Source organism: Streptomyces sp. NPDC058773, assembly GCF_042746015.1.
Classification (GTDB): Bacteria; Actinomycetota; Actinomycetes; order Streptomycetales; family Streptomycetaceae; genus Streptomyces.
Window position 1 is genome coordinate 103,327 of sequence record NZ_JBHYPE010000006.1, and the last position, 23,485, is coordinate 126,811.

Consider the following 23,485-nt stretch of genomic DNA (forward strand, 5'->3'; position numbering starts at 1 on the left):
CCCCCCAACAGAAGGAGACCCCCACATGAAGATCACCGTCGACGAGGAGAAGTGCTGCGGCGCCGGGCAGTGCGTCCTGATCGCCCCCGAGGTCTTCGACCAGCGCGACGAGGACGGAATCGTCGTCGTCCTGGAGCCGGAGCCCCCGCACGACCAGCACGCCCTCACCCGTGAAGCGGCCGCCGTCTGCCCGGCCGCCGCCATCCAGGTGCACGACATACCCTGAACCTCTCCGCCCGGCAGCGGTGGGGCGGCTCGCGGAGCCGCACCGGCTCCGCGAGCACCGGGGCTCCTCTCTCAGAGCAGCGTCGGCGCGTGGAATGCGCCGAGACCGGAGGTCAGGTCCCGGTCCAGCCAGTAGCGGCGCGGTTCGGCAAGCATGATGTCGACGCTGACGGCGAGGATGCCGGGGATCTTGGCCAGCTCGTGGTCGATGAAGAGCGCCAGGGCGGCGCGGTCGGTGACCAGACCCATGACGAGGACGGACATGTCGCTGGCGACGTGGGCGGCGAGCCGGGTCTGGGGGAGCTGGTCGATGCGGCGCATGACGTCGGGCGTTCCGCCTGGGGCCACTCGCAAGCGGAGCAGGAAGGGGGTCTGGAAGCCGAGCCATTCCGACACCATCTCCAGACGCGGTTTGACCCATCCCTCGTCGAGGACCCGGCGGACGACGCGGTGCGCGGTGGAGGTGGCCAGGCCGGCCGCTCGGGCGATGCTCGCGGCGGATGCGCGGCTGTCCTGGATCAGCTGGGCGACGACGGCGCGTTCGGCCTCGGTGAGCGGCTTGGCCGGAGGTGTCGCGGTCGCGGTGCCCTCCCGGCGGGCGCCGGTGAGCTTCAGCAGGTCGGCGCGTTCGGCGTCAGTGAGGAACTGGGGGTCCCAGGTCATACCCCGGCGCAGAGTGCTGAGGGCCGGCAGGGCGTTGACGCGGCGGACACCGGGGACGGAGTACAGCCGGTCGATCGCCTCGCTGGTAGCGGCCTCGGACGGGGCGTGGATAACGGCGTAGAGAGGGTCGTCGCCGGAGATCTGCGCCAGGAGCTGGAGGTGGGGCAGATCGCTGAGCCGGTGGAGGACGGTGAGCGGGGTTTCGCCGGTGACGTCCAGGAAGACGTGGACCGGCATCGCCGTGGAGTGCATGCCCCAGTAGGCATGCCCGATCGCACGGACCATCCGGGCCTGGTGCAGCCGGTCGTAACGGCGCTTGAGCGTGCTGGCGTCGGCGGCCAGGATCCCGCCGATGTCGTCCCAGGCGGCCCGGGGGGCCACGTGCAGCGCGCCGATGAGGCGCCGGTCGAGCTCGTCGAGGAGAGGGCGGGTCATGGTCCCCCACTTTAATCTGCCGGTTAATCCTACCGTTACATCCAAAGGCTAGAGAATCTCTCACTTGGATGCCACTGTTCGCAGGAACATCCCTCGTATGCAAGAAGAGGTTCCGATGAGTGCCACCTCCGCTCAGCCTCCTGCCACCGAGCCACAGTCGAGAATCCTGCGCACCGCGTTCCGGTGCTTCGCGGCGATCGAGAAGATAGGCAACAAACTCCCCAACCCCTTCTGGCTGTTCTGGATCCTCGCCGGGGTCGTCGCCGTCCTCAGCGCCGTACTGGCCACGGTCGGCGTCAGCGCCGTGCACCCCGGCACGCACGAGATCATCAAGGTGCAGAACCTGCTCAGCAAGGACGGCCTCACCATGGCCGTCGAAGGGGCCGTCGACAACTTCGCGGCCTTCCCGCCGCTGGCCACCATCCTCACCGTGATGTTCGGCATCGCCGTCGCGGAGCGGAGCGGACTGTTCTCCACTCTGCTGCGCCGCATGGTCGCGCGGGTGCCGGGCAAGTACCTCACCTTCGCCCTGTCGATGACGGCCATGGTCAGCCATGTCGCCGGCGACGCCGCCTACGTCACCCTCATGCCGCTCGGCGCACTGATCTTCCGTGCGGCGGGCCGAAGCCCGGTGCTCGGCTGCATCGTCGCCTACGTTTCGGTCTCCGCCGGCTACGACGCCTCCCCGTCGCTCACCACCACCGACGTGCTGCTGTCCTCGATCTCCACCGCCGCCGCCCACACCATCGACGCGGACTACGTCGTCACCCCGCTGGCCAACTACTTCTTCGGGCTCGGCTCGTCGGTCCTGGTGGCCCTGGTGATCACCCTCGTCGTCGACAAGGTCCTCGCCCGCCGCCGGGACTTGGAGCCCGACGAGCCGGTTGCCGCGCCGGACGCCGAAGAACTGGAGACGATCGAGGTCACCGGGCAGCAGCGCCGCGCACTGCGCATGACCGGGCTGGTCGCCCTCGGCCTCATAGCGTTCCTGGTGGTGGCCATGCTCCCCTCGTCCTCACCACTGCGCGGTGAGGACGGCGGCCTCGTCGACTCCCCTCTGGTAGGCGGGATGGCACTCGTCCTGGGTGTGTTCTTCGCCGTGCTCGGCACCGTCTACGGACGGATGACCGGCGCCTTCTCCGCCGCCCGCGACATCGTCGCCGCGATGGCCGACGGCACCCGGTCGATGGCGCCGATCCTCGTCCTGTTCTTCGCGATCTCTCAGTTCCTCGCCTACTTCACGTGGACGAACATCGGCAACATCCTCGCCGTCAAGGGCGCCGAGACGCTGCGTGACCTGCACATGCACGGCTGGACCGTGCTGGTCGCCCTCGCTGTGCTGATCACGTTCATGAACCTCGTCATCACCAGCGGCTCCGCGCTGTGGGCGCTGGCCGCACCGGTGCTCGTGCCCATGCTGATGCTCATCGGTATCGAGGCCGAGACCACCCAGGCCGTCTACCGAGTCGCCGACTCGGTCACCAACTGCGTCACCCCGATGAGCCCGTACTTCGTGATGGCCCTGGGCTTCATCCAGCAATACCGCAAGTCCGCCGGCATCGGCACCCTGGCCTCCCTCACGATCCCGATCGCCGCCGTCGTCTGGGTCGTCTGGATCGCGTTCTTCGTGGCCTGGTACCTGCTGGGCCTGCCCTTCGGTGTCAGCTGACCCAGCCCTCTGCGGAAACCGCCCCCAGCCCCGTACGAGAAAGCAGACCATGACCGCACTTTCCGCCGGCGTCCTCACCGCCCGCGCCCAGGACGTCTCGCCAGAGATCGTCACCGACATCCTGACTCTCGTCCGCCACGAGACCAGCAGCTACGACCTGCCTGGCCTCGCGGCGGGCCTGGACCTCCTGCACGCACTCGCCGTCCACCGGCTCGGCCGCCCCGACCACGCACGGCGCCACTCCGGCGGCGAGTGCGGCGACACCCTCACTCTGACCTACACCGGCACCGGCGCCGGGCACGTCGCGTTGATCGGCCACTACGACACCGTGTGGCCGACCGGCACCCTCGCCGGATGGGAGCACCCGGAGAGGTCCGACGACGGCCGGGCGAAGCTCAGCGGGCCCGGCATCTTCGACATGAAGACCGGCCTGGTCCAAGGAATCTGGGCCCTGAAGCTGGCCAGGGCGAGCGGAGTACCGGTGCCCACCGTCACCTTTCTCTTCAACGGCGACGAGGAGATCGGCTCGCTGTCCTCGCGGCCGGTGATCGAGGAGGTCGCGCACAAGGCCGACGCCACGCTGGTGCTGGAGCCGTCCGCCCACGGTGCGGTCAAGACCGCCCGCAAGGGCTGTGGGATCTTCCGGGTAACGGCCACCGGCGTCGAGGCACACGCCGGGCTCGCACCTCAGGACGGGGCGAGCGCGATCACCGCGTTGTCCGAGTTCGTGGTCGCCGCCGCGGCCGTCGCCGCGCCCGGCAAGGGCACCACGATCAACACCGGGCTCATCAAGGGCGGCTCCGGCACCAACGTCGTCGCCGGGCAGGCCACCGCCAGTATCGACATCCGAGTCAGCAGCGAGGCCGAACAACTCCGGGTCGACGATGCGCTGGACGCCATCAGGGCCAGCGACCGCCGCGTCCGCATCGAGATCGACCACTCCTGGAACCGGCCACCGATGACCCTGACCGCCTCCTCCGCCCGCCTCCTCGCCCTCGCCCGCGAGGTCACCCGCGAGCAGGGCCGCGGCGACTTGCCCGACGCCGCCGTCGGTGGCGCCAGCGACGCCAACTTCGTCGCCGCTCTCGGCCTGCCCGTGCTGTGCGGCATGGGCGCAGTCGGCGACAACGCCCACGCCCGGGGCGAGTTCATCCACCCCGACACGGTGCCCGCCCAGACCTCCCTGGTCGCGGGACTGCTGGGGCGACTGGCGGAACCGCTGCGGGCCTGCGCCTGACCCTCGCCCGCAAGAACCCGGCCCCCTGAACGGCCCCGGCCCGGCGTCGGCCGCCGCTTTGACGGCGCCTCGCCTCCGTCGGAGGTACCGCCCGCCGGAGGCGCGGTCACGGCCGCAAGACGGCGGTCGACGCCGGCACGGAAGCATGCGGGGTGCAGTTCGATGTGGCCGATCTTGCCGCCCCTCACCACCAGCCGATGATGCGCTCGCCGCAGAGACAGGTCCGGGTCCACACCACGCAAGGTCCCGCCGTTTCGGCGCCTCAGGGTGCGAAGAATTCACGGCTCCCTCAGGACGATCTCGGCGGTCAGCCCAGGAAGCTCAGCCGCACCTGACGGTTCGGGTTGTCGACGTTGGTGTCGACCAGGCAGATCGACTGCCAAGTGCCCAGTGCCAGGCGGCCCGCTACGACGGGGAGGGTGGCGTGGGGTGGGACGAGGGCGGGGAGGACGTGGTCGCGGCCGTGGCCGGGGGTGCCGTGGCGGTGGCGCCAGCGGTTGTCGGCGGGGAGGAGGTCGTGCAGTGCGGCCAGCAGGTCGTCGTCGCTGCCCGCGCCGGTTTCCAGTACGGCGATGCCGGCAGTCGCGTGCGGCACGAAGATGTTCAGCAGGCCGTCGCGGCCGTCGGCCGACTCGCGGAGGAAGGCGGCGCAGTCGGCGGTGAGGTCGGCGACGGTTTCCGTCGAGCCGGTGGTGATCTCCAGGGTGCGGGTGGTGAATGCAGTGCTCATGCGTTCATTTTCGTACGGACGGGTCCGCTGTCGTGTAGTTCCGCGTCGGCTTGTCCACGGGCATCGCTCCGCCCATCGGTTGCCTGTATTGCGCGACCGCGCTGGCTCGTTTCAGGAGCGGCGGGCCGAGATCTCGCTCCACAAGCCGAACCTGGTCGATGAGCACGGGCGCGTGGAGGCCCAGATCGGAAGCCGCTTCGATGACCGCCGGTGGCGGCGTTCTCCAACGACCTGACTTTCGCGGAAGCCTCGTTCGCGCATAGACGCAGGAGCGCCGCCAAGCCAACAGTGCCCGCCGGAGTCCGCGCCGTTCTTCATGGTGCCGCGATGTGGAAAGCCCCGAGCCCGCCCTCGCAGCCTCGGATCTGCACGTGGTGATGTGCTGTGCGCTGTGCACTGTCACCTGTACGCGGTGCTGAGCTGCACTGTGTTGATGGGGAGTCGAACCCCCGCGTTGCTCATCACGCGCCAGGAGGGGCTGGAAAACCGCCAGCCCTCGGTGTGTGCACGCCTCCGAAGCTGCTACCTGCTCCACATCGTCCCGGCTTGCTGGACCCTCAGTCCAGCAGGTCGACCTCCCAGTTCGTACGCTGGATCCGGACATCGACCTCGCGGATCTCCCGGGCGAGCGCATCCGCCTGACCGCGCAGTTCCGCGACCGGAAGCGCGGAAAGCATCATCAGCTCGGACCGAAGCTGCCGGCCGTATCCCCGCTCGCCCTTACCCGCCGCCGCGTCCGCCGCTGCGGTGACCACGGAGTGACGCAAGCGCAGGACATCCCGGCGTGCGAGAGCATCGGTGAGCGTCCCGTCCGGGCCCATCTCCACGGTGGCATTGGTCCGGTTGATCCGCCGGATCAACACTTCCAGAGCGTCCAGCACCTCGCCGGTCTCAGCCAACAGCTGAGCTGCGTCCTCGGCGGGGGTCTCCCCCTCCTGGTGCCGCGCACTGCTGACGACGCGCGCTCGAAGCTGTTCCACACGGCGCGTCGCCTCCGCACGTTCCGCCAGTGCCTCAGCAAGCTTCACTGTCTCCGCCTCCCCCTCCATGAGCTCGCACGAGTATAGGAGTGCGAACCAGCTCATACGCACCTGGATTTTTTGATCCGCTGGCGCCTGGCCGGCCACTGGCGTGAGAGCGGCCAGCCGCGCGGAGCGCCACGAAGGAGAATCCGGGCGAGTCGGTCGGGCGGCAGCGGATGCCGGCGCTGTACGGCGGCTCGCCGGACGAGCTGGAGATCTCGCCCGGTCTGTGGGCGGGGGTCGGTCCGGTGCGTGGTGGCGCGGCCACCGCGCTGGTCGGCAGCCATGCCGAGGTCGCCGACCGGATCGAGGAGTACCACGCGCTGGGCATCGAGCACTTCGTGCTCCGCCGGGAAGACACCCGCCCCTCCCCTGGTTAGTAGAAGCATGAACTACACCGGGGTGCGTGAGGTCGAGGTCGTGGTGGTCGGTGCCGGGCAAGCGGGACTGGCCGCCGCCTTCCATCTGCGGCGGATCGGCCACCAGCCGGAACGCGACTTCGTGGTGCTCGATCACTCCCCTCGCCCGGGTGGTGCCTGGCAGTTCCGCTGGCCCACGCTGACGTACGACAAGGTGCACGGGATGCATGCGCTGCCGGGGCTGGAGCTGACCGGCGCCGATCCGCGGCAGCCGTCGTCCGAGGTGATCGGCGCGTACTTCGACCGCTATGAGCGGACCTTCGGGCTGCGGGTGCACCGGCCGGTGAGTGTGACGGCGGTGCGTGAGGCCGATGAAGGCCCCTCCTGGGCGGATGCGACCGCTGCCCACGGCGGACGGCGGCTGCTGGTCGAGACGTCGGAGGGGAACTATGCGGCGCGGGCGCTGATCAATGCCACCGGGACCTGGGACCGGCCGTTCTGGCCACGGTTTCCCGGGCAGGAGGTCTTCGGCGGCCGGCAGCTGCACAGTGCGCAGTACCCGGGTCCGGAGGACTTCCGCGGGGCGCGGGTCGTGGTGGTCGGCGGCGGGACGTCGGCCGTACAGCAGCTGCTGGAGATCGCGCCGGTCGCGGCCGCCACGACCTGGGTGACCCGCCGGCCGCCGGTGTTCCGCGAGGGGCCGTTCGGTGAGGAGCAGGGCCGGGCCGCGGTCGCGCTGGTGGAGGAGCGGGTCCGGCAGGGGCTGCCGCCCCGGAGCGTGGTGAGCGTCACCGGGCTGCCGATGTCGGAGGCGGTCCGGCAGGGCCGGGAGAGCGGTGTGCTGACGCGGCTGCCGCTCTTCACCCGCCTCACGCCCACCGGCGTGGCCTGGGACGACGGCCGCACGGCCGAGGCCGATGTGATCCTCTACGCGACGGGCTTCCGCCCCGCCCTCGACCACCTCGCGCCGCTGCGGCTGCGCGAACCGGGCGGCGGCATCCGGATGGACGGCACCCGCACGCTCCGTGACGCGCGGGTGCATCTCGTCGGCTACGGACCGTCGGCGAGCACCATCGGCGCCAACCGCGCGGGCCGTGCCGTGGCGGTCGACATCCACCGGCTGCTCATGGAAGGACCTCAACCCTCCTATGCGGAAACGGAGTTGGTGGGCACCCTCGCCTCGTAGGCGGCTACCGCGTGCTCGACCAGAGCGATCAGCACCTCCTTGCAGGACGCCCGCTCCCGGGCGTCGCACAGCAGCACCGGGGTCGCCGGATCGAGGTCCAGGGCCCGCGCCACCTCCTCGGCCCGGTGGGCGCGGACGCCGTCGAAGCAGTTGACGGCGACGACGAACGGGATGCTGCGGTGCTCGAAGTAGTCGATGGCCGCGAAGCTGTCGGCGAGCCGCCGGGTGTCGGCGAGCACCACCGCGCCGAGCGCGCCCTGCGCCAGCTCGTCCCACAGGAACCAGAAGCGGTCCTGTCCCGGCGTGCCGAACAGATACAGCGCCAGGTCGTCGTGGATGGTGATCCGTCCGAAGTCCATGGCCACGGTCGTCGTGGTCTTCTGCTGGACCCCGTCGAGCCGGTCGACGGGGCGGCCCGCCTCGGTCAGCCGTTCCTCGGTGTTGAGCGGGTGGATCTCGCTGACGGAGCCGACGAGAGTCGTCTTGCCCACGCCGAACCCTCCGGCCACCAGGATCTTGAGAGCCATGAAGGAGTCAGAGCGCGCGGAGTCCATCGATCACTTCCCTGAGTATGTGCGCGTCGGGCAACTGGGCGGGCGGCACCGGGCGGTTGACGCGGACCAGCCCCTCGGCCAGAAGATCGCTCAGCAGCACCCGGACCACGCCGAGCGGCAGTCCGGAGTCGGAGGCGACCTCGGCGACCGGGCGGGGACGTGCGCCGCACAGCGTGTGGATGGTGTGCTGCTCGGGCGACAGCGCGGGGGCCTCGTCCGGCAGGGGCTCGGCGTGCACCACGGCCATCAGATCGAAGGCCGCGCTGCTCGGCCGGGCCCGCCCGGAGGTCATCGCGAAGAGCCGGACCATCGGCCCCGCTTCGTCGTCGTACCAGCGCGGGGTGGAGTCGGTCATGGGCAGCCGGTCACTCCGTTCCGGCGCGCACGGGCGTACCGAGGTGGGCGCCGACCCGCTTGACGAGCCGGGCCATCTCGTAGGCGACCAGGCCGATATCGGCCTCGGCGTCGCCGAAGACCGCCAGACACGAGCCGTCACCGGCCGCGACCACGAAGAGGAAGCCGCCCTCCAGCTCGACCATGGTCTGGACGACCTGGCCGGCCGCGAAGTGCCGGCCCGCTCCCTTGGCGAGGCTGTGGAAGCCGGAGGCGATCGCCGCGAAGCGCTCGCTTTCGTCACGGGTCAGTCCGCTGGAGGTCCCGACGGCCAGTCCGTCGCCGGAGAGCACCACGGCGGAGCGGATCTCCAGCACACGGGAGACCAAGTCGTCCAGAAGCCAGTTGAGTTCGCCGGAAAGCTGTGCGTCGCCGGTCATGGTGTTCCTTCTCCTCGTGACGGATTGTCGTTCGCCCCGTTCGGTTGCCGCGGGCCGGACGGGTGCGGCTGGTCCTGTGGCTCCTGGGGCGCCGACTGCGGGGGGTGCGGCGGAGGTGTGGCGCCACGGCCGCGCGCCCAGCCGGCGCGGAGCGATGCCATGGTGGCGCGGGCCTGTTCCGGGGAACGGCGCGGCGCGGGCATGCCCTCGGTGCGCGGGACCCACTCGGGCTGCTGGTCCGGACTCGTCCGCAGCTCGGGCGCGAGGCTGGCCTGGCGCACCCGGCGCGGCAGCGCGGAGTCGGCGTCCGCCGCGGCTTCGGACTGCGGCGCGGGGGCCGCGGTGGCCGAGGTGCGGTGCTCGGCTGCGGACCGCTCCGCCGCGGTGTCGGTCGCGGCGGGCGGGAGCGCTTCCCGGCGTGGCGCCAGGGCCGTCGGCGTCCGGAGGGTGGCCGGCCGCCGCCACTGGAAGAGCGACTCCTCGGACGGCTCCGCGCTGCGCGGGTCCGCCGGCTCCTCCGCTCCCTTGGCGAGCAGGGCATCGGGCACCAGCACCACGGCCGTGATGCCACCGTACGCCGACGGCTGGAGGGCGACCTTGACGTGCTGGCGGTGGGCGAGGCGGTTGACGACGAAGAGGCCGAGCTGCTCGGTGTCCAGCAGGTCGATCTCTTCGGCGTCCTGGATACGGCGGTTGGCCTCGTCGAGCGCTTCCTTCTCCATGCCGAGGCCGCGGTCGTGGATCTCCACGGCGATCCCGGCGCCGACCCGTTCGGCACGGATGTGCACCTTGGTCTGCGGGGGCGAGAACATCACCGCGTTCTCGACGAGTTCGGCCAACAGATGGGTGAGGTCGGCCACCGCACCGCCGGTCAGCCGTGCGTCGGCGAGGGTGTGCAGCTCGACCCGGGGGAAGTCCTCCACCTCGGCGACGGCCGCGCGTACCACGTCCAGCAGCGGTACGGGGTGGCGCCAGCCCCGGCCGGGAGCGGCCCCGGAGAGGATGATCAGGCTCTCGGCGTGCCGCCGCATCCGGGTCGTCAGATGGTCGAGCCGGAAGAGGTCCTCCAGTTCCACCGGGTCCTCGGTACGGCGTTCCATGGTGTCCAGCAGGGCGAGCTGGCGGTGCAGCAGCAGCTGGCTGCGCCGCGCGAGGCTCACATAGACACCGGAGATACCGCTGAGCGCCTCGGCGCGGCCGGCCGCCGCCTCCAGCGCGGCACGGTGCACCGCCACCAGGGCCTCGCCGACCTGTCCCACCTCGTCGCGGCCGGTGCCACGCTCGCCGAGCGGAGCGACGGCGTCGATGTCCACCTTCTTGCCTGCGTGCAGCAGACGCATGGAGGCGGGCAGGTCCCGGCGGGCGACCCGCAGCGCGGAGTTGCGCAGCTCCTCCAGCTCGACGACCAGCCGACGGCCGATCTTGACCGAGATCAGGAGCGAGAGCAGGACGCCGGCCAGGCCCAGGACGACGGCCACACCGGGTCCGCCGAGGGTGCCGGCGGACAGCGGGTCGGCGTCATCGGCCGCCCCGGTGCTCGCGGCCCGCTGTGCGGTCCGCAGGTCGTGCAGGACCGTGTCGCTGACATCGGTCCAGCGCACGGCGGGGACGGCGGCGGCGGCCGGGGTGCCCGCGCCGGCGTCCCGTACGGCGTTCTCCGCGGCGCGCAGGCCGCGGTAGGCGGCGCCGTCCAGGATCCGGTGGTAGGCCGCGGCGTCCCGGGGACGCAGATCGTCGACCGCGGCCGTGAACAGTTCGCGCTGGGTGTGCACCGCGCCGGTGAACGCGTCGAACTGTCCCGGTGACATCCGGCCGGAGAGCTGGGCGGCACCGAGGACGGCGTCCTCGCGGGCCAGCGCCTCGCGGGCCCGGGAGAGTTCCAGGACGACGCGCACCTCCGAGGCGACCGCCGTCTTCTCCAGGCCGGTCAGCGCACCGACGGTGGCGAAGCCGTCGTCGACGACGCCGGTGTAGCCGGCGACCACATCGTCCCGGTCGGGCTTGTGGTCGTCGAGGCGTCCGCGCAACGCGGCCAGCCCGTCGGCGTCGTGCAGCAGCCGGTCGATACGGCCGGGCAGCTGGGGGTCGACGGTCGCCGCGTCGGCACTGCCGGCGTCGATGCCGTCCCGCAAGGCGACCGCGGCGGAGTCGGTCGCCCGCTGCCGTTCACGCAGCGTCTGCTGCCGGCCGGGGTCCGGGGCGGCGAGGGCGCGTGCCGCGGCACTGCGCTCTTCCTGTACGGCGGAGACGAAGTCCCCGACCGGGGCGACGAGGGTGGTGTTGACGTCCTTGAGCCGCTGGAGGTCGGAGACATTCCGCGCGGTGGTGACGGTGGCGAACGCCCAGAGGGCGATCAGGGACACCACGGGGACCATGAGCAGCGCGACGATCTTTGCGCGCACCGACCGGGGCATCAGGCGGACCCGGTAATCCGTGGCGCATTTCCAGGACTTGGCAACGGCGGGCATCGCATGCCGGGGGCGGCCGTTCCCGGGCGGCTGGGTCTCCCCTGCGGGCCCGGATCGGTCCGGGTTCTGTCGTACGGGCATGAATTCCTCAACAGGTCGGGCGAGGCGGGGAGTTCAGCATCAGCGCAGCGAATCGACGGAGGCGGTTGCGGCGCGCTCGCGGGCGGTCGGGGACAATGCGACAAAGGCTGCCGTGAGGAAGAGAAATGAACCGAGTGCGACGGCCAGCGGAAAGATGAATTCCATTGCGGTGACACCGGACAGGGGCGCTCGACTGGGCGTCAATTCGACGTGTACGGCGGCCATTCCGGTGTAGTGCATGCTGCTGACCGCGAGCCCCATCACGAGGGAGGCGACGACCGCGCCGACGGTGCCCCGCACGCTGAGCGCGGCCCACAGGGCGGCGGTGGCGGCGCCGGCCGCGATGAGGACCGAGAGCGCGACCAGGCCCGGATCGAAGCCGACGTGCCCGTGCAGGCGCATGGCCACCATCCCCAGGTAGTGCATGGCGGCCACGCCGACGCCGGTGCCCAGACCGCCGAGCAGCAGCGAGCGCAGGCCGGGGGCACCGTAGCCGACGGTGAAGACACCGGCGCCGACGACCACCATGGCGATCAGCAGGCTGAGCACGGTCAGCGGGACGTCGTAGTGGACCGGGCTGCCGGTGACCCCGAATCCGAGCATGGCGATGAAGTGCATGGTCCAGATGCCGGAGCCGATGGCGACGGAGGCGGTCAGCAGCCAATTGCGGCGTGAGCGCCCCTCGGCCTCTCGCGCCCTTACCGTGCAGCGCAGCCCGAGGGCGGATCCCACGCATGCCATGGCATAGGCGAGGACCGGAGATATCCAGCCCGCGCTGAAGTGGTGCAGGTGGCCCACGGAGTTTCCTTTCGCGTATTCGGTTCGCGGCGACGGACGCTAACACGTGATCGTCTTGTGAAACTCGGACACCGGCGCAGGGGGATTCCGGCGGGAATACGGAGTTCTTGACGCACCGTTTCATTACCGGCGAGTTCAGTGATCTCACTTCCGGGTATATGTCCGCCATTGCCCGGCGCCCGGGACTTCTGATTGCGCGTCAATTCCAGGCGAATAGCGCCCGGCCGTATTTCGGCAATGGGATCACCAATGAGAAAGGTCACGCGCGGTGCGGCCACCATGCCCGCACAAGCTCCGTCATGCCTGCTCAAAGGGGGGAAGGAGCGCCATATGGGGCATTGCGAAGACTCCACATCATGCGAACAAACGCGCGTGCGGGCGGGCGTTCACCGAAAAGCATGATCGAAAAGAGGAGGCCTTCAATTGACTCAAAGCAACGAGCCATGATGACGGGGCGCAAGCGACGTGCTGCAGACCGTCCCCGCGACTCCGGTGGAAATCCCTTGCTGGACCGGAGAGTTGAGTCCCGCAACCTCAAGGAGAAGAAGCCCCATGGACATCCTCACCAGCCTGCTGGCCAACATCCTGCACTTCGTGGGTTGGCTCGTCTGACCGACCTCACCCCCCAGGCGCCGCCCGTCCCCGTCCCGGGACGGGCGGCGCCTTCGTGTCGTGTCCGCCGGGAGCCGGTTGCCTACTTCTCCAGCTCCTGCCGGGCCGTCTCCGGCAGCGTCAGATAGACGAGGAACGACACCAGGCACAGCCCGGCCACGTACCAGGGGAAGAGATCGGCATGGCCGGCCTGCTTGAACCAGGTGCCGACGTACGGGGCGGTGCCGCCGAAGAGAGCGACGGTGAGCGAGTAGGGGAAGCCGATGCCGGCGGCACGCACCCGCGCGGGGAACACCTCGGCGTTCACCGCAGCGGCCACCGAGGTGTATCCGGTGAGCAGCACCATGCCCGCGCACTGCACCAGCAGGAGCGAGAGGAAGGCATCGGTGACCAGATGCAGCAGCGGAACGGCCAGGACGGCGAAGCCCAGGGAGAAGCCGAGCAGCAGCGGTTTGCGGCCGATGCGGTCCGAGAGCAGCCCGCCGAGCGGCTGGAGCAGGGCGAAGAAGACGAGCGAGACAGTGCCGACGGTGAGCGAATCGCCCTTGTCGAAGCCCGCGTTGACCTGCGCGTAGGTCGGCAGGTAGGTGGTCCAGGTGTAGTAGGCGATGGTTCCGCCGGCGGTGATACCGCAGATGAGCAGCGACTGGCGGGGGTGGCGGCGCAGCGCCTCGAAGAGGCCGGGGCGGTCCGCCGCCCGCTGCGCGTTCGGGATCTCCCCTGCCCCAACCGCGTCGAGAGCCCGGGGAAGGGTCTCCTGGGCGCCGCGCCGGATCCACAGGCCCAGCAGGCTCAGCAGCGCACCGATGAGGAACGCCACCCGCCAGCCCCACTGCCCCATCTGCTGCTCGGTGAGCAGCGCCGCGAGCAGGGCCGCGGTCGCGGACGCCAGCAGCTGGCCGGCGGTGGTGGACACGTACTGGAAGCTGGAGAACAGCCCGCGCCGGCCGGGCCCGGCCGATTCGACGAGGAAGGTCGTGGAGGCCGCGAACTCACCGCCCACCGACAGGCCCTGCACCAGGCGCGCGAAGACCAGTACGAGCGGGGCCAGCACTCCGGCGGCCCCGTAAGTGGGGGTGAGCGCGACCAGCAGGCTGCCGCCGCCCATCAGCAGGATGGTGAGGGTCAGTGCGGTCCGCCGGCCGTGGCGGTCGGCGATCGCGCCCATCAGCAGACCGCCGACCGGCCGCATGAAGAAGCCGACCGCGAAGACCGCGAAGGTCGAGAGCAGCGGCACCAGGGAGTTGCCGGCGCCCTCCGGGAAGATCTGCCCGGCGAAGTAGACCGCGAGGAAGGAGTACGCGTACCAGTCGTACCACTCGACGGCGTTGCCGATGGAGGCGGCGGCCAACTGCCGTATCCGTGACGGCGGTCGGGCGCCGCCGGGCGCCCGGTCCTCGGCGATGTGCTCGGCGTTCGACATGGTCCTCCGCTCCCGGTTTTCTCCTCGGCCTGCGGCTGGGCAGGATGAGCCGACAGGTGATCATGTACCGGGAAAGCGGGGATGGTCCAGGGTGCGGCGGACCGGGGCCCGGGCCGGCCGCGCCCCGCGCCTCACGGGTGGACAGTCACCGGAGCCTTGGTCCGGCATCTGCCGAACTCCGGCCGTTGCGAACGCCGTTACGTCCGGTGCCGTCACGCACCGTACGCGGGCCGGCCGTCGCGCCACGGCCGGAATCAACCACCTGTTGCCTGGACCGCCTGTTCCATGGCCGTGCGCTCGGCCTCGGCGACCGACCAGGGGCGCCCCCCGCCCCGTCCGCTGCTGCTGCTGCTGCTGCATGAATCCCACTCTGAGCCCCACCCCGTCTGCCGTGTCTCGAACACGTCAGATCGTCCGCGCCAGGCCGCACCGCGGCCATGACCTCCGAGGTCATTGCCCTGCCGTTCGCCATGTGGCCACATGACCAGAGGGAGCCCCCATCCAGGGGGCTCCCTCACTGAGCGTTCGGGCCGGTGCCCGTCAGTACGCGGTCGGGCCGGTGCCCGTCAGAGCTTTCCGCCGATTTCGCAGGCCTGGCACGGCGGGCGGCCGCAGGTGCACTGCATGATCGCTTCGAGCACGTCGCGGTCGTGGTAGAGGCACTCGTCGCGGCAGGTGTGGCGGGGGATGAAGCCGGCCGGAATCTCGCCGGGCCAGGGCTCGTGACCGTCCCGGCAGCGGGTGAACCGCTCGGGGTCGTTGGCGTGCAGGTCGTGCATGCTCGTCCGGGCCTCGTCCTCCAGCTCCCGTACCCGCTCGACCAGGCTCTTGAGCTCGGCGGCGAGGCCGGAGTAGCGGTCGGAGCCGGTCCGCACATGTGCGGACCGCAGCGCCATGGCTGCGTTACCCAGAAATCGTCCGGCATCCTGCAGGTCGGTCACGTGATGCAGCTGAATGCCGTTCACGCCCCGGACCCACACGGCGTCCGTGGTGCTCACTGATCCACCTTCCCGGCGGTCACCTTGGTTTTCTTGCAGAACAGTATGCGCGGCGCCGCTGCCTTCGCATAAGGGAAAATCATTCCAAATACGGACGCTAAAGGTCTCGCCTCACGCCCGTCCAGGAATTTCGGCGTGAGTCCGCTCACAGGGCCTGGTGGATCTTCTGCGGGATATTCCAGGAATGCTGGATCCGTGCGCCGGCACCTATGCCGGCGCTTTCGAAGATCGCTGAAGGGGATACCGAGTATTCCGCTGCTTTCGATACTGTGCCGTAGGCGGTGGGTGGCCGTGGGTGCCGTGGCCGCCGTGGGTCAGCCGGCGACCGTGTACGAGCGCGCTCCCGCACCGGCGAGTCCGCCGCCGTCGACGATCAGGTACTCCGGGCGGATGGGCCGCCCGTCGAGCCAGTGTTCCAGGATCTCCCGGGTGCCGGCGGCGTAGCGGGTCTGCGCCGACAGCGACGTACCGGAGACATGCGGGGTCATCGCCTCGTACGGCATGGTGCGCCAGGGATGGTCGGGCGGTGGCGGCTGCGGATACCAGACGTCACCGGCGTAGCCGGCCAGCTGCCCGCTGTTGAGGGCGCGGACCACGGCGTCGCGGTTGACGATCAGCGCGCGTGCGGTGTTGACGATGTACGACCCACGCTTCATGGCCCCGAGCAGCTCGTCGTCGAAGAGGTTCTGGGTCTGTGGATGCAGCGGGGTGTGGATGGAGAGCACATCGATCGCGGAGACCAGGGAACGCACATCGGGGTGGTAGGTCAGGCCCAGCTCCGCCTCGACGTCCTCGGGCAGCCGGTGGACGTCGCAGTAGTGCAGGGCGACGTCGAACGGCTTGAGGCGGCGCAGCACGGCCTGGCCGATGCGGCCGGAGCCGAGGACGCCGACGTCCATGCCTTCGAGGTCGTAGGAGCGCGCGGCACTGTCCGCGATGTTCCAGCCCTTCTTGGTCGTCACCCACTCATGGGAGGGCAGGTAGTTGCGCACCAGGGTCAGGATCTGCATGACGGCGTGCTCGGACACGCTGATGCTGTTGCTGAAGGTCACCTCCGCCACCGTCATGTTGTGCGAGATGGCGCTCGGCAGGTCGACGTGGTCCGACCCGATCCCGGCGGTGATCGCGAGTCCGAGGCGGGGAGCCGCGGTGATCCGTTCGGGGGTCAGATAGGCGGGCCAGAAGGGCTGGGAGATCACCACGTCGGAGTCGGGCAGCTCATGGTCGAGTGTGGAGCCCTCTCCTTCCTTGTCGGACGTGACGACGAAGGTGTGGCCCCGCTCCTCCAGGAAGCGGCGCAGTCCCAGTTCTCCCGAGACGCAGCCGAGCAGTTGTCCCGGGGTGAAATCGATGGCTTGTGGGGTCGGCGCGGTCTGACCGCCCGGATAGCCGGTGATGGTGGGAATCTCGTCGCGGGCGTATTCGGGGGGATATCCGCCCACGGGATCCGGATAGAGCACCGCAAGGATCTTTGCCATGGCCGTCCTCCATAGGTGGTGGCCACTGCTCCGGCAGGCCGGCCGGTCGCCCCGGACCGGTCGCCGCCAATGATCAAATTTTAGTCGCGTGGGCATCGGCGCGGCAATCCCCGTCGATACGCGGCAATCCCCGGTGATAATGGAGGGGCTTGTGCCGGGGGACAGTGATGCGGCAATTCGATGAGGTCTGCGGCAGAGAACTGGATGCCCGAGCCGGACGGTGGGCCCGCACGACGCGAGCCGTTCCGCGCCCGGCTGCCCCGTGGCGTCCTGGTGGTGGTCGCGCTGGGCGGGCTGCTGGGCGGGATGGCCCGCTATCTGCTGGGCCTGGCGTTCCCCACGCCGGTGGGAAAGTTCCCGTTGACGACGTTCGCCATCAATGTGTCCGGGGCGTTCCTGCTGGCGCTGCTGCTGGTGTACGTCCTGGAGATCTGGCCGCCGACCCGGTATGTGCGGGCGTTCGCCGGCGTCGGATTCCTCGGCTCGTACACCACCTTCTCGACCTGGATGGTCGACACCCACCGGCTGCTGCACCACGGCCACCACGCCGCCGCGGCGGTCAACGTCTTCGGCAGCATCGCGGCCGGTCTGGCCGCCACCGTGCTGGGCCTGCTCGTCGGGCGGCTGGCACTCTCCCGGCGGGCCCGGCACGGCCGCACCGGCCGGTACGGCTGGTGGGTCCGGTGATCACCCTGCTCGCCGTCGGTGTCGCGGCCGCGGTCGGCGCGGTCGCGCGCCATGTGCTCGACCAGTACGTGCAGTACCGCAGGCCGGGGCTGTTTCCGCGCGGGATCTGGCTGGTCAACGTCACCGGCTCGTTCGTGCTGGGGCTGCTGATGGGCCTCGGCATACGGCACGGGGTGCCGGCCCAGGTCCTGACGATCGCCGGCGCCGGTTTCTGCGGTGCCTATACGACGTTCTCCACGTTCAGTTACGAGTTGGTCCGCCTGTGCGAGAAAGGACAGGTGAGGACGTCCCTGCTGTACGCCGCGACGAGCATCGGGGCGGGGCTGGCGGCGGCGGCCGCGGGGCTCGCCGTCGGGGCGTGGTGACCGCGGGCGGGGCCCGGCCGTCCGCGACTTGACATCTGGAAGCACCGGACATCTCCTGGAAAGAGAGACGAAATGAACTGTGGCGCATGCCAATCGGGGCGCGCCGCACACACTCGGGTTGACCGGCGTCCACCGGAGTCCGGAGGCTGCTGATGGCAACCTATGAATACCTGTGCAGCCACTGTGGGCCTTTCGACGTGAAGTTGGCGATCGGGACGGCGCCCCGGACCCATGGCTGCCCTGTTTGCGCAGACGCCGCGCGACGCGTGTATTCCTCGCCCGGCCTCACGCGGACCCCGCACGGGGCCGCCACCCTCCATGAACGGGAGGAGCAGGCCCGTGAGGCCCCGGCGGTGGTCTCCGAGGTGCCGCCGGGCAAGAGGGTGCCGAGACATCCGCATCCCGCGCTCTCGCGGTTGCCGCGCCCCTGAGGCCGGTGGTCGGCCAGGCAGAACGTCGCAGACGGGATTCGACTGATTCCGTCCCCCACGCGGACTGAGGAGGTGCGTCCCCGTGGGCAACGTGGGACTGCTCTTTGTCGGTGCGGTGCTGTTCCTCAACGGAATGCTGTTGCTGGGGAAGGTCGAAGGCAAGTCAGCAGCGGTGTTCAACCTTTTCGTAGGCGCACTGCAGGTACTGACGCCGACCTACCTCATCATCGCCGCCGCCGGGGATCCCATGAAGATCCTGGCGGCGTCCGGCATTTACCTGTTCGGCTTCACCTACCTCTATGTAGGGATCGGGCTGCTGGGCGGACTCGACACCACCGGCGTCGGCTATTACTCGTTGTTCGTGGCCGTCGCGGCCCTGGGATACTCATTCGCCAGCTTCCACATCCTGAAGGACTATCCCTTCGGGGTCATCTGGCTGTACTGGGCATTCCTGTGGTTCCTGTTCTTCCTGTTGCTCGGGCTCAAGCTGGACAGTCTGACCACCTATACGGGCTATGTCACGGCGATCGAGGGCTGGGTCACCGGCGCGATTCCCGCGGCGCTGCTGCTCTCCGGCTACTGGCAACACCCCACCGAAACCGCCATCGCACTCGCGGCCTTCGGCGTGGTGGTGTTCGGCGCGCTGTGGCCGCTCACCCGGAATTCGCGGAAGCCGGCCCCACAGGCCCCGGAAGCCGGAGGTGTCGGCGCACCAACGTGACCGGATCAGAAATGAGGAGCTGTCATGCCCGAAATTCTCTTCAATGTGGACCACAGCAAATCGATGCGTGACCAGGACGTCCCCGGGCACAACAGGTGGCACCCGGACATCCCGACCGTCGCCATGGTCAAGCCCGGCGCGGAGTTCCGTATGGAGTGCCGCGACTGGACCGACTGCCAGGTGGGCAACAACGACACCGCCAACGACGTACGCGACATCGACCTGACGATCCCTCACATGCTCAGCGGTCCGATAGGCGTGGAGGGCGCCGAACCAGGCGACCTGCTCGTCGTCGACATACTCGACCTCGGCCCCGTACCGCAGCAGTCCGGGGACGCGGCGGGCCAGGGCTGGGGCTACACCGGTATCTTCGCCAAGGCGAACGGCGGCGGCTTCCTGACCGACTATTTCCCGGACGCCTACAAGGCGATATGGGACTTCCACGGGCAGCAGGCGGTCTCCCGCCACCTCCCCGGGATCCGCTTCACCGGGATCACCCACCCCGGTCTGTTCGGAACGGCCCCGTCCACCGAGATGCTCGCCCGCTGGAACGCCCGCGAGAAGGCGCTGATAGACACCGACCCGAACCGGGTCCCGCCGCTCGCCGTACCACCGGACAGCAACAACGCGCTCGCCGGCACGGCCACCGGAGACCTCGCCACCCGCATCGCCGCGGAAGGCGCACGCACGGTGCCGGCCCGTGAGAACGGAGGCAACCACGACATCAAGAACTTCACCCGCGGCTCACGGGTCTACTACCCCGTGTACGTCAAGGACGCCAAGCTCTCGGGCGGCGATCTCCACTTCAGCCAGGGCGACGGAGAGATCACCTTCTGCGGCGCCATCGAGATGGGCGGCTTCATCGACTTCCACGTCGATCTGATCAAGGGCGGCATGGAGACGTACGGCATCACCACCAACCCCGTCTTCATACCGGGCAACGTCGAGCCCAGGTACACCGAGTTCCTCACCTTCATCGGGGTGTCCGTCGACCACGACACGGACACGAACTACTACCTGGACGCGACGCTGGCCTACCGCCGGGCCTGCCTCAACGCCGTCGAGTACTTCAAGAAGTTCGGCTACAGCGGAGAGCAGGCCTACCTGCTGCTCGGCTCCTCCCCCATAGAGGGACGCATCAGCGGCATCGTCGACATCCCCAACGCCTGCTGCTCGCTGTACGTGCCCACCGCCATGTTCGACTTCGACGTGCGCCCCACCGCCACCGGCCCCATGAAGGCCGACCGCGGCCAGTGCGCGATGGCCGTGGCCTGACATCGTTCCCGGAAGGACCCGCCTTCGGCCCCGCGGCCTTCGAGCCGGGGGCCGAAGGCCTGGCCGGGCCCGGTGGCCGGGATGGGCTGCGACAGGTGTGCGACCCCGCTGTCAGTGGGGATTACTGCACTGATCGGGATGCTCGCCGCACAGGCGGTGCGGGGGCGTGCGCCCGGGGGGAGGGGGCAGCAGATGGTCCTGCGGCAGGGCTTACCACCACAGCGTTCCGGTGCGGCCGACCGCGAGCCCGCGCCGGACCCCGGCCCGCCGGCCGCGGCCACTGCGCGGGCCCTCGCGCCGTCCCGGCTGCTGCCCTGGCTGGCGCGGCTGGGGGTGCCGGCCGCCGCGTTCGCCGTCTTCCAGGCACTGTTGGGGGTCCTGCCGCAGAATCTCGCGGGTGAGGCGGCGCGCTACTGCGTGGCGGCGACCGCCGGGGCCGGCGTCGGTGCGGTGGTGTGGCTGGCGGCGGCGCTGCTGCGGGCGCGCGGCGCGGCCGCCTCCGCGGTGCCGCCGCCCGCTCCCGTGCCCCCGCCCGCCGGGTCGCTGCCCGAGCTGGTGGAGGGCACGTACCAGGCGCTCCGGCGCGGCCTCACGGTAATCGAGGTGGCCGGCCGCGGACCGCTCACCGGCTGGCCGCACTCCCTCGCGGAGAGCGAGCCGCCGGTGCACCCGACAGCGTTCGGCACGGCGTACGGGCTGCATCTGCTGCTCGACATCGCGCCCGACGACGGCCTCATACGTGCCGGAGAGGTGGCCGAGACGCTGTGGCGGCTGCGGCTTCCCGGCGGCGGCTGGGCGGCCCGTTCGCAGGGCAGCGGGGCGCGCCCCGAGGTGTCCGCGATCGTGCTGGGTGCGCTGGCGCGGGCCGGTGCCGATCCGCGGCTGCTGGAGGCCGAGATCCGGTCCTGCGAGGTGCTGTGGGACCCGGACCACGACGCCTCGGGGCTGGCGAACACCTACGTGGTCACGAATGTGCTGCGCGGGCTGCTGCGGGCGGCGCCCGGGGCCGACGCGCTGGCCGGACTGCGCGAGGTGCTGGTCAATGGCGCCACGGCCGATCCGGTGCGCGGCCATCACCGCTGCTGGGGCGCGGCGCTGGCCACCGGGCTCGGCAATCCGGCGCCGTCCGCGGTGCACACCGCGCGGGCAGTGGTGGCCCTGGACCGGGCCGCACGAGTACTGGGCGAGGACGAACGGCAGCGTGCGGTGCGCGAGGAGGGGCTGCGCTGGCTGCTGGCCGGCCCGGAGTCGCCCGGCGGCGGCGCGTCCGATCTGCAGAACTGCCAGGAGGAGGTACGGCGGCCGGTCCAGGAGGACCCGCTGCATCAGGAGCTGCTGTCCGTACGTCACTTCGCCGCCGCGTGGGTGGCCCGCGCCCTGATGACGGACGGCGCCCGGCGGGTGGCCGCCGAGGAGGTGGGGCCGGAGGGGTGGGAGGCGCAGCTGACCGCCGCCGTGGCGCGGGTGCAGGGGATGCAGCGGGGCGGGGTGTGGCGGTGGGACGACGGGCCCATGGGCCATCCGGTGTGGATGGCGTATCAGGGTCTTTCGGTGCTGCGGCGGTACGCGTTGATGGTCTACCGGCCGGGGGGCGGCGGACCGCGTGCCTAGGACGGGGACGGAGGCGGGGGCGATGGCGGCCCGGTGACGCTCGTGGGCCGTGCGGGTACGGGCTCGGACGGTCGGTGCGGGACGCATGGGCGACGCGGGTCGGTGGCCGGTGCGGGACGGCCGACGTGGTCGGGTGGCCGGCCGCTGCGAATCGGGCCGCCGGGGCGCGGGACGGGGCCGACGCGGCTCGCGCGGCGGGGCGGGACAGGGGGTCGGCGAAGGGGAGGCGGAGATGCAGGTCGAGGAGGCGCGGCGGCTGCTCGTCGAGGGGCTGGGCGGGGGCCCGGAGCCGCCGTCGCCCGAGTCGGCGCGCGAGGTGATCGCCCAGCTGGCGCGGCCCGGCACGCTCGGTCCGCTGGTGCGCCGATTAGCCGTCGGCGATCTGGAGCTCGCGGAGTGCGTCCGGCTGTCGTACCGCCATGTGCTGGGCTTCGACAAGCTGTTGCTGCTGTCCGGTGCGCCGCGGTTCATGCTGCGGCTGCACCTCTGGCACGGGACGGCGGGCGCGGTGTCCGAGGACATCCACAACCACCGCTGTGCGATCGCCTCCGCGGTGGTGCGCGGCCGGGTGCGGATGGAGTGCTACGCGCCCGCCGCGGACGGCGTCCCCGCGGTCGCCTACCGGGAGAGCATCGACGGCCCCGGCGGTGCCTGGCGGCTGCGCCGGGTCGGCGACGCACGGCTGCGGCTGCTGTGCACCGAGCAGTACGGCGCCGGGCGGAGCTATGGGCTGGCCGCCCGTACGCTGCACCGGGTGGTGAGCGAGGAGCCGACGGTGACGCTGTTCCTGGAGACCGCCCCGCAGCGGTCGGTGACCGATGTCTACGTCAGGAGCGGCGGCCGCGCCGACGGCAGCGGCTCCGTCCCGCACGGCGGCGCGGCCCCGGTCCGCACCGGTGGCCCCGGCCGGACCGGCGGCACGGCCAGGGCCGGCGACGCCGACGGGGCCAGCCGTCCGGCCCCGGCCGCCGATGAGGTCAGGCCCCGTGATGACGTGCGGACCGTCCGCGTCGAGCGGGTGGATCCACCGCCCAAGACTCCCCTGCCGCCGGCCGTCTACCTTGCCGAACTCGACGCGCTGGCAGGCTCTTTGGGCTATTGAACGGGGACGGTCCCGGGTGTCCGAAGCGCGCCGTGACGGCGCGCAGCCCGGCGGCGTCGAGCCGGCCGCCGAGCGCCTGCCGGATCACCGTGAGGTTGTAGGCGTCCACCCCGGCCCCGGCCAGTTCGTCGGGCCGTGCCCAGCGGTAGGCCTGGTCCGCGCTGGGCAGGACGACATCCAGCGTGAGCGGACGGACGATGAAGTTCTCCTGATGGTTGTGGACGCGGCGGCCCCGGTAGTCGCTCAGGAAGCTGGTCGAGCCGGTGTGCGCGACGATGACGCCGAGCAGGCCGGTCTCCTCCTTCAACTCCCGCAGGGCGCCGCCCTCGGCGGACTCCCCACGGTCGAGCTTCCCGCACGGCACACCCCAGGCGCCGGGCAGAAATCGCTCGCGGTAGCTACGGCGCACGATCAGCACACGGGCGTGGTGCACCACCACCGCCGCGGCCAGATAAGTGTCGGCTGCAATCTGGTTCATCGGACTTCTCGCAATCCGAAGAGACGGGCCTCAGGCCCGTGGCGGACGTCCACCGTACCGGCGCCGCCTCGCCGAAGGACCGGTTCCGGAGCAGGCCGGCCCGG

22 protein-coding genes and 1 pseudogene are annotated in these 23,485 nt (G+C 70.7%); 11 read left to right on the forward strand and 12 right to left on the reverse strand.

From position 1 onward, the window contains the following. Positions 1–25: 25 nt before the first annotated feature. Entirely contained in the window at positions 26–226 is a 201-nt protein-coding gene (locus ACFW5B_RS07865; protein ID WP_386434839.1) for a ferredoxin, read from the forward strand. 71 nt (positions 227–297) lie between these two features. Here the strand turns inward: ACFW5B_RS07865 and ACFW5B_RS07870 are convergent, their stop codons facing one another. Then, positions 298–1,323, reverse strand: a complete 1,026-nt coding sequence (locus ACFW5B_RS07870; RefSeq protein WP_386434841.1) for an AsnC family transcriptional regulator — start codon at positions 1,321–1,323, stop codon at positions 298–300. Positions 1,324–1,438: 115 nt separating this feature from the next. On the opposite strand from ACFW5B_RS07870, the gene ACFW5B_RS07875 reads away from it, so the two are divergent. Then, positions 1,439–2,992 carry an AbgT family transporter gene (locus ACFW5B_RS07875; RefSeq protein ID WP_386434844.1) on the forward strand — a complete coding sequence of 518 codons (1,554 nt, stop codon included), beginning with the start codon at positions 1,439–1,441 and terminating at the stop codon, positions 2,990–2,992. Between the two features lie 49 nt (positions 2,993–3,041). Next, positions 3,042–4,229 (forward strand): M20 family metallopeptidase, encoded by a 1,188-nt coding sequence (locus tag ACFW5B_RS07880; protein WP_386434847.1) that lies wholly within the window; start codon positions 3,042–3,044, stop codon positions 4,227–4,229. Between the two features lie 307 nt (positions 4,230–4,536). On the opposite strand, the gene ACFW5B_RS07885 is transcribed toward ACFW5B_RS07880, so the two are convergent. Together ACFW5B_RS07885 and ACFW5B_RS07890 are read right to left on the reverse strand one after the other, a co-directional pair. Continuing rightward, positions 4,537–4,959 carry a secondary thiamine-phosphate synthase enzyme YjbQ gene (locus ACFW5B_RS07885; RefSeq protein WP_386434850.1) on the reverse strand — a complete coding sequence of 141 codons (423 nt, stop codon included), beginning with the start codon at positions 4,957–4,959 and terminating at the stop codon, positions 4,537–4,539. Positions 4,960–5,516: 557 nt separating this feature from the next. Beyond that, positions 5,517–5,987: a DIP1984 family protein gene (locus ACFW5B_RS07890; protein ID WP_386435179.1), complete on the reverse strand. Its 471-nt coding sequence runs from the start codon at positions 5,985–5,987 to the stop codon at positions 5,517–5,519. 149 nt (positions 5,988–6,136) lie between these two features. On the opposite strand from ACFW5B_RS07890, the pseudogene ACFW5B_RS07895 reads away from it, so the two are divergent. Further along, positions 6,137–6,328, forward strand: a pseudogene (locus tag ACFW5B_RS07895) (alkanesulfonate monooxygenase); the annotation flags it as partial. A 40-nt stretch (positions 6,329–6,368) separates the two neighbouring features. After that, positions 6,369–7,526 carry an NAD(P)-binding domain-containing protein gene (locus tag ACFW5B_RS07900; RefSeq protein WP_386434852.1) on the forward strand — a complete coding sequence of 386 codons (1,158 nt, stop codon included), beginning with the start codon at positions 6,369–6,371 and terminating at the stop codon, positions 7,524–7,526. Here the strand turns inward: ACFW5B_RS07900 and ACFW5B_RS07905 are convergent. The 8 genes from ACFW5B_RS07905 to ACFW5B_RS07940 all read right to left on the reverse strand — a co-directional run bounded on the left by ACFW5B_RS07905 (position 7,487) and on the right by ACFW5B_RS07940 (position 16,711). Continuing rightward, on the reverse strand, positions 7,487–8,080 hold the full coding sequence (locus ACFW5B_RS07905; RefSeq protein WP_386434855.1) for an ATP/GTP-binding protein: 594 nt from the start codon (positions 8,078–8,080) through the stop codon (positions 7,487–7,489). The genes ACFW5B_RS07900 and ACFW5B_RS07905 overlap by 40 nt on opposite strands. After that, the gene (locus tag ACFW5B_RS07910; RefSeq protein ID WP_386434857.1) at positions 8,061–8,435 is read right to left on the reverse strand and encodes a DUF742 domain-containing protein; all 375 of its coding nucleotides are present in this window, start codon (positions 8,433–8,435) and stop codon (positions 8,061–8,063) included. Before ACFW5B_RS07910 ends, ACFW5B_RS07905 begins: the two co-directional genes overlap by 20 nt. Before the next feature lie 10 nt (positions 8,436–8,445). Then, positions 8,446–8,853, reverse strand: coding sequence for a roadblock/LC7 domain-containing protein (locus ACFW5B_RS07915; RefSeq protein WP_386434860.1), 408 nt, complete (start codon positions 8,851–8,853; stop codon positions 8,446–8,448). Then, positions 8,850–11,402, reverse strand: coding sequence for a nitrate- and nitrite sensing domain-containing protein (locus ACFW5B_RS07920; RefSeq protein WP_386434863.1), 2,553 nt, complete (start codon positions 11,400–11,402; stop codon positions 8,850–8,852). Before ACFW5B_RS07920 ends, ACFW5B_RS07915 begins: the two co-directional genes overlap by 4 nt. Positions 11,403–11,441: 39 nt before the next feature. Next, the gene (locus ACFW5B_RS07925) at positions 11,442–12,200 is read right to left on the reverse strand and encodes an MHYT domain-containing protein (protein ID WP_386434866.1); all 759 of its coding nucleotides are present in this window, start codon (positions 12,198–12,200) and stop codon (positions 11,442–11,444) included. A gap of 694 nt (positions 12,201–12,894) precedes the next feature. Beyond that, a complete protein-coding gene (locus ACFW5B_RS07930; RefSeq protein WP_386434869.1) occupies positions 12,895–14,235 on the reverse strand; it encodes an MFS transporter in 1,341 nt (446 codons plus the stop codon). Positions 14,236–14,801: 566 nt separating this feature from the next. Beyond that, positions 14,802–15,233 (reverse strand): hypothetical protein, encoded by a 432-nt coding sequence (locus ACFW5B_RS07935; protein ID WP_386434872.1) that lies wholly within the window; start codon positions 15,231–15,233, stop codon positions 14,802–14,804. Positions 15,234–15,547: 314 nt separating this feature from the next. Continuing rightward, a complete protein-coding gene (locus ACFW5B_RS07940) occupies positions 15,548–16,711 on the reverse strand; it encodes an NAD-dependent formate dehydrogenase (RefSeq protein WP_386434875.1) in 1,164 nt (387 codons plus the stop codon). Positions 16,712–16,915: 204 nt separating this feature from the next. Between ACFW5B_RS07940 and ACFW5B_RS07945 the strand changes: the two genes are divergently transcribed. The 6 genes from ACFW5B_RS07945 (at position 16,916) to ACFW5B_RS07970 (ending at position 21,801) form a co-directional block, all read left to right on the forward strand. Then, the gene (locus ACFW5B_RS07945; protein ID WP_386434878.1) at positions 16,916–17,398 is read left to right on the forward strand and encodes a fluoride efflux transporter FluC; all 483 of its coding nucleotides are present in this window, start codon (positions 16,916–16,918) and stop codon (positions 17,396–17,398) included. Continuing rightward, a complete protein-coding gene (gene crcB, locus ACFW5B_RS07950) occupies positions 17,395–17,763 on the forward strand; it encodes a fluoride efflux transporter CrcB (RefSeq protein WP_386434881.1) in 369 nt (122 codons plus the stop codon). Before ACFW5B_RS07945 ends, crcB begins: the two co-directional genes overlap by 4 nt. A gap of 152 nt (positions 17,764–17,915) precedes the next feature. Then, the gene (locus ACFW5B_RS07955) at positions 17,916–18,194 is read left to right on the forward strand and encodes an FmdB family zinc ribbon protein (protein WP_386434884.1); all 279 of its coding nucleotides are present in this window, start codon (positions 17,916–17,918) and stop codon (positions 18,192–18,194) included. Positions 18,195–18,276: 82 nt separating this feature from the next. Beyond that, the gene (locus ACFW5B_RS07960) at positions 18,277–18,915 is read left to right on the forward strand and encodes an AmiS/UreI family transporter (protein WP_386434886.1); all 639 of its coding nucleotides are present in this window, start codon (positions 18,277–18,279) and stop codon (positions 18,913–18,915) included. A gap of 24 nt (positions 18,916–18,939) precedes the next feature. After that, on the forward strand, positions 18,940–20,190 hold the full coding sequence (gene fmdA, locus ACFW5B_RS07965; RefSeq protein ID WP_386434889.1) for a formamidase: 1,251 nt from the start codon (positions 18,940–18,942) through the stop codon (positions 20,188–20,190). 114 nt (positions 20,191–20,304) lie between these two features. After that, the gene (locus tag ACFW5B_RS07970) at positions 20,305–21,801 is read left to right on the forward strand and encodes a hypothetical protein (RefSeq protein WP_386434892.1); all 1,497 of its coding nucleotides are present in this window, start codon (positions 20,305–20,307) and stop codon (positions 21,799–21,801) included. Between the two features lie 977 nt (positions 21,802–22,778). Here the strand turns inward: ACFW5B_RS07970 and ACFW5B_RS07975 are convergent. Continuing rightward, positions 22,779–23,381, reverse strand: coding sequence for an NUDIX hydrolase (locus ACFW5B_RS07975; RefSeq protein ID WP_386434894.1), 603 nt, complete (start codon positions 23,379–23,381; stop codon positions 22,779–22,781). Positions 23,382–23,485 lie beyond the last annotated feature (104 nt).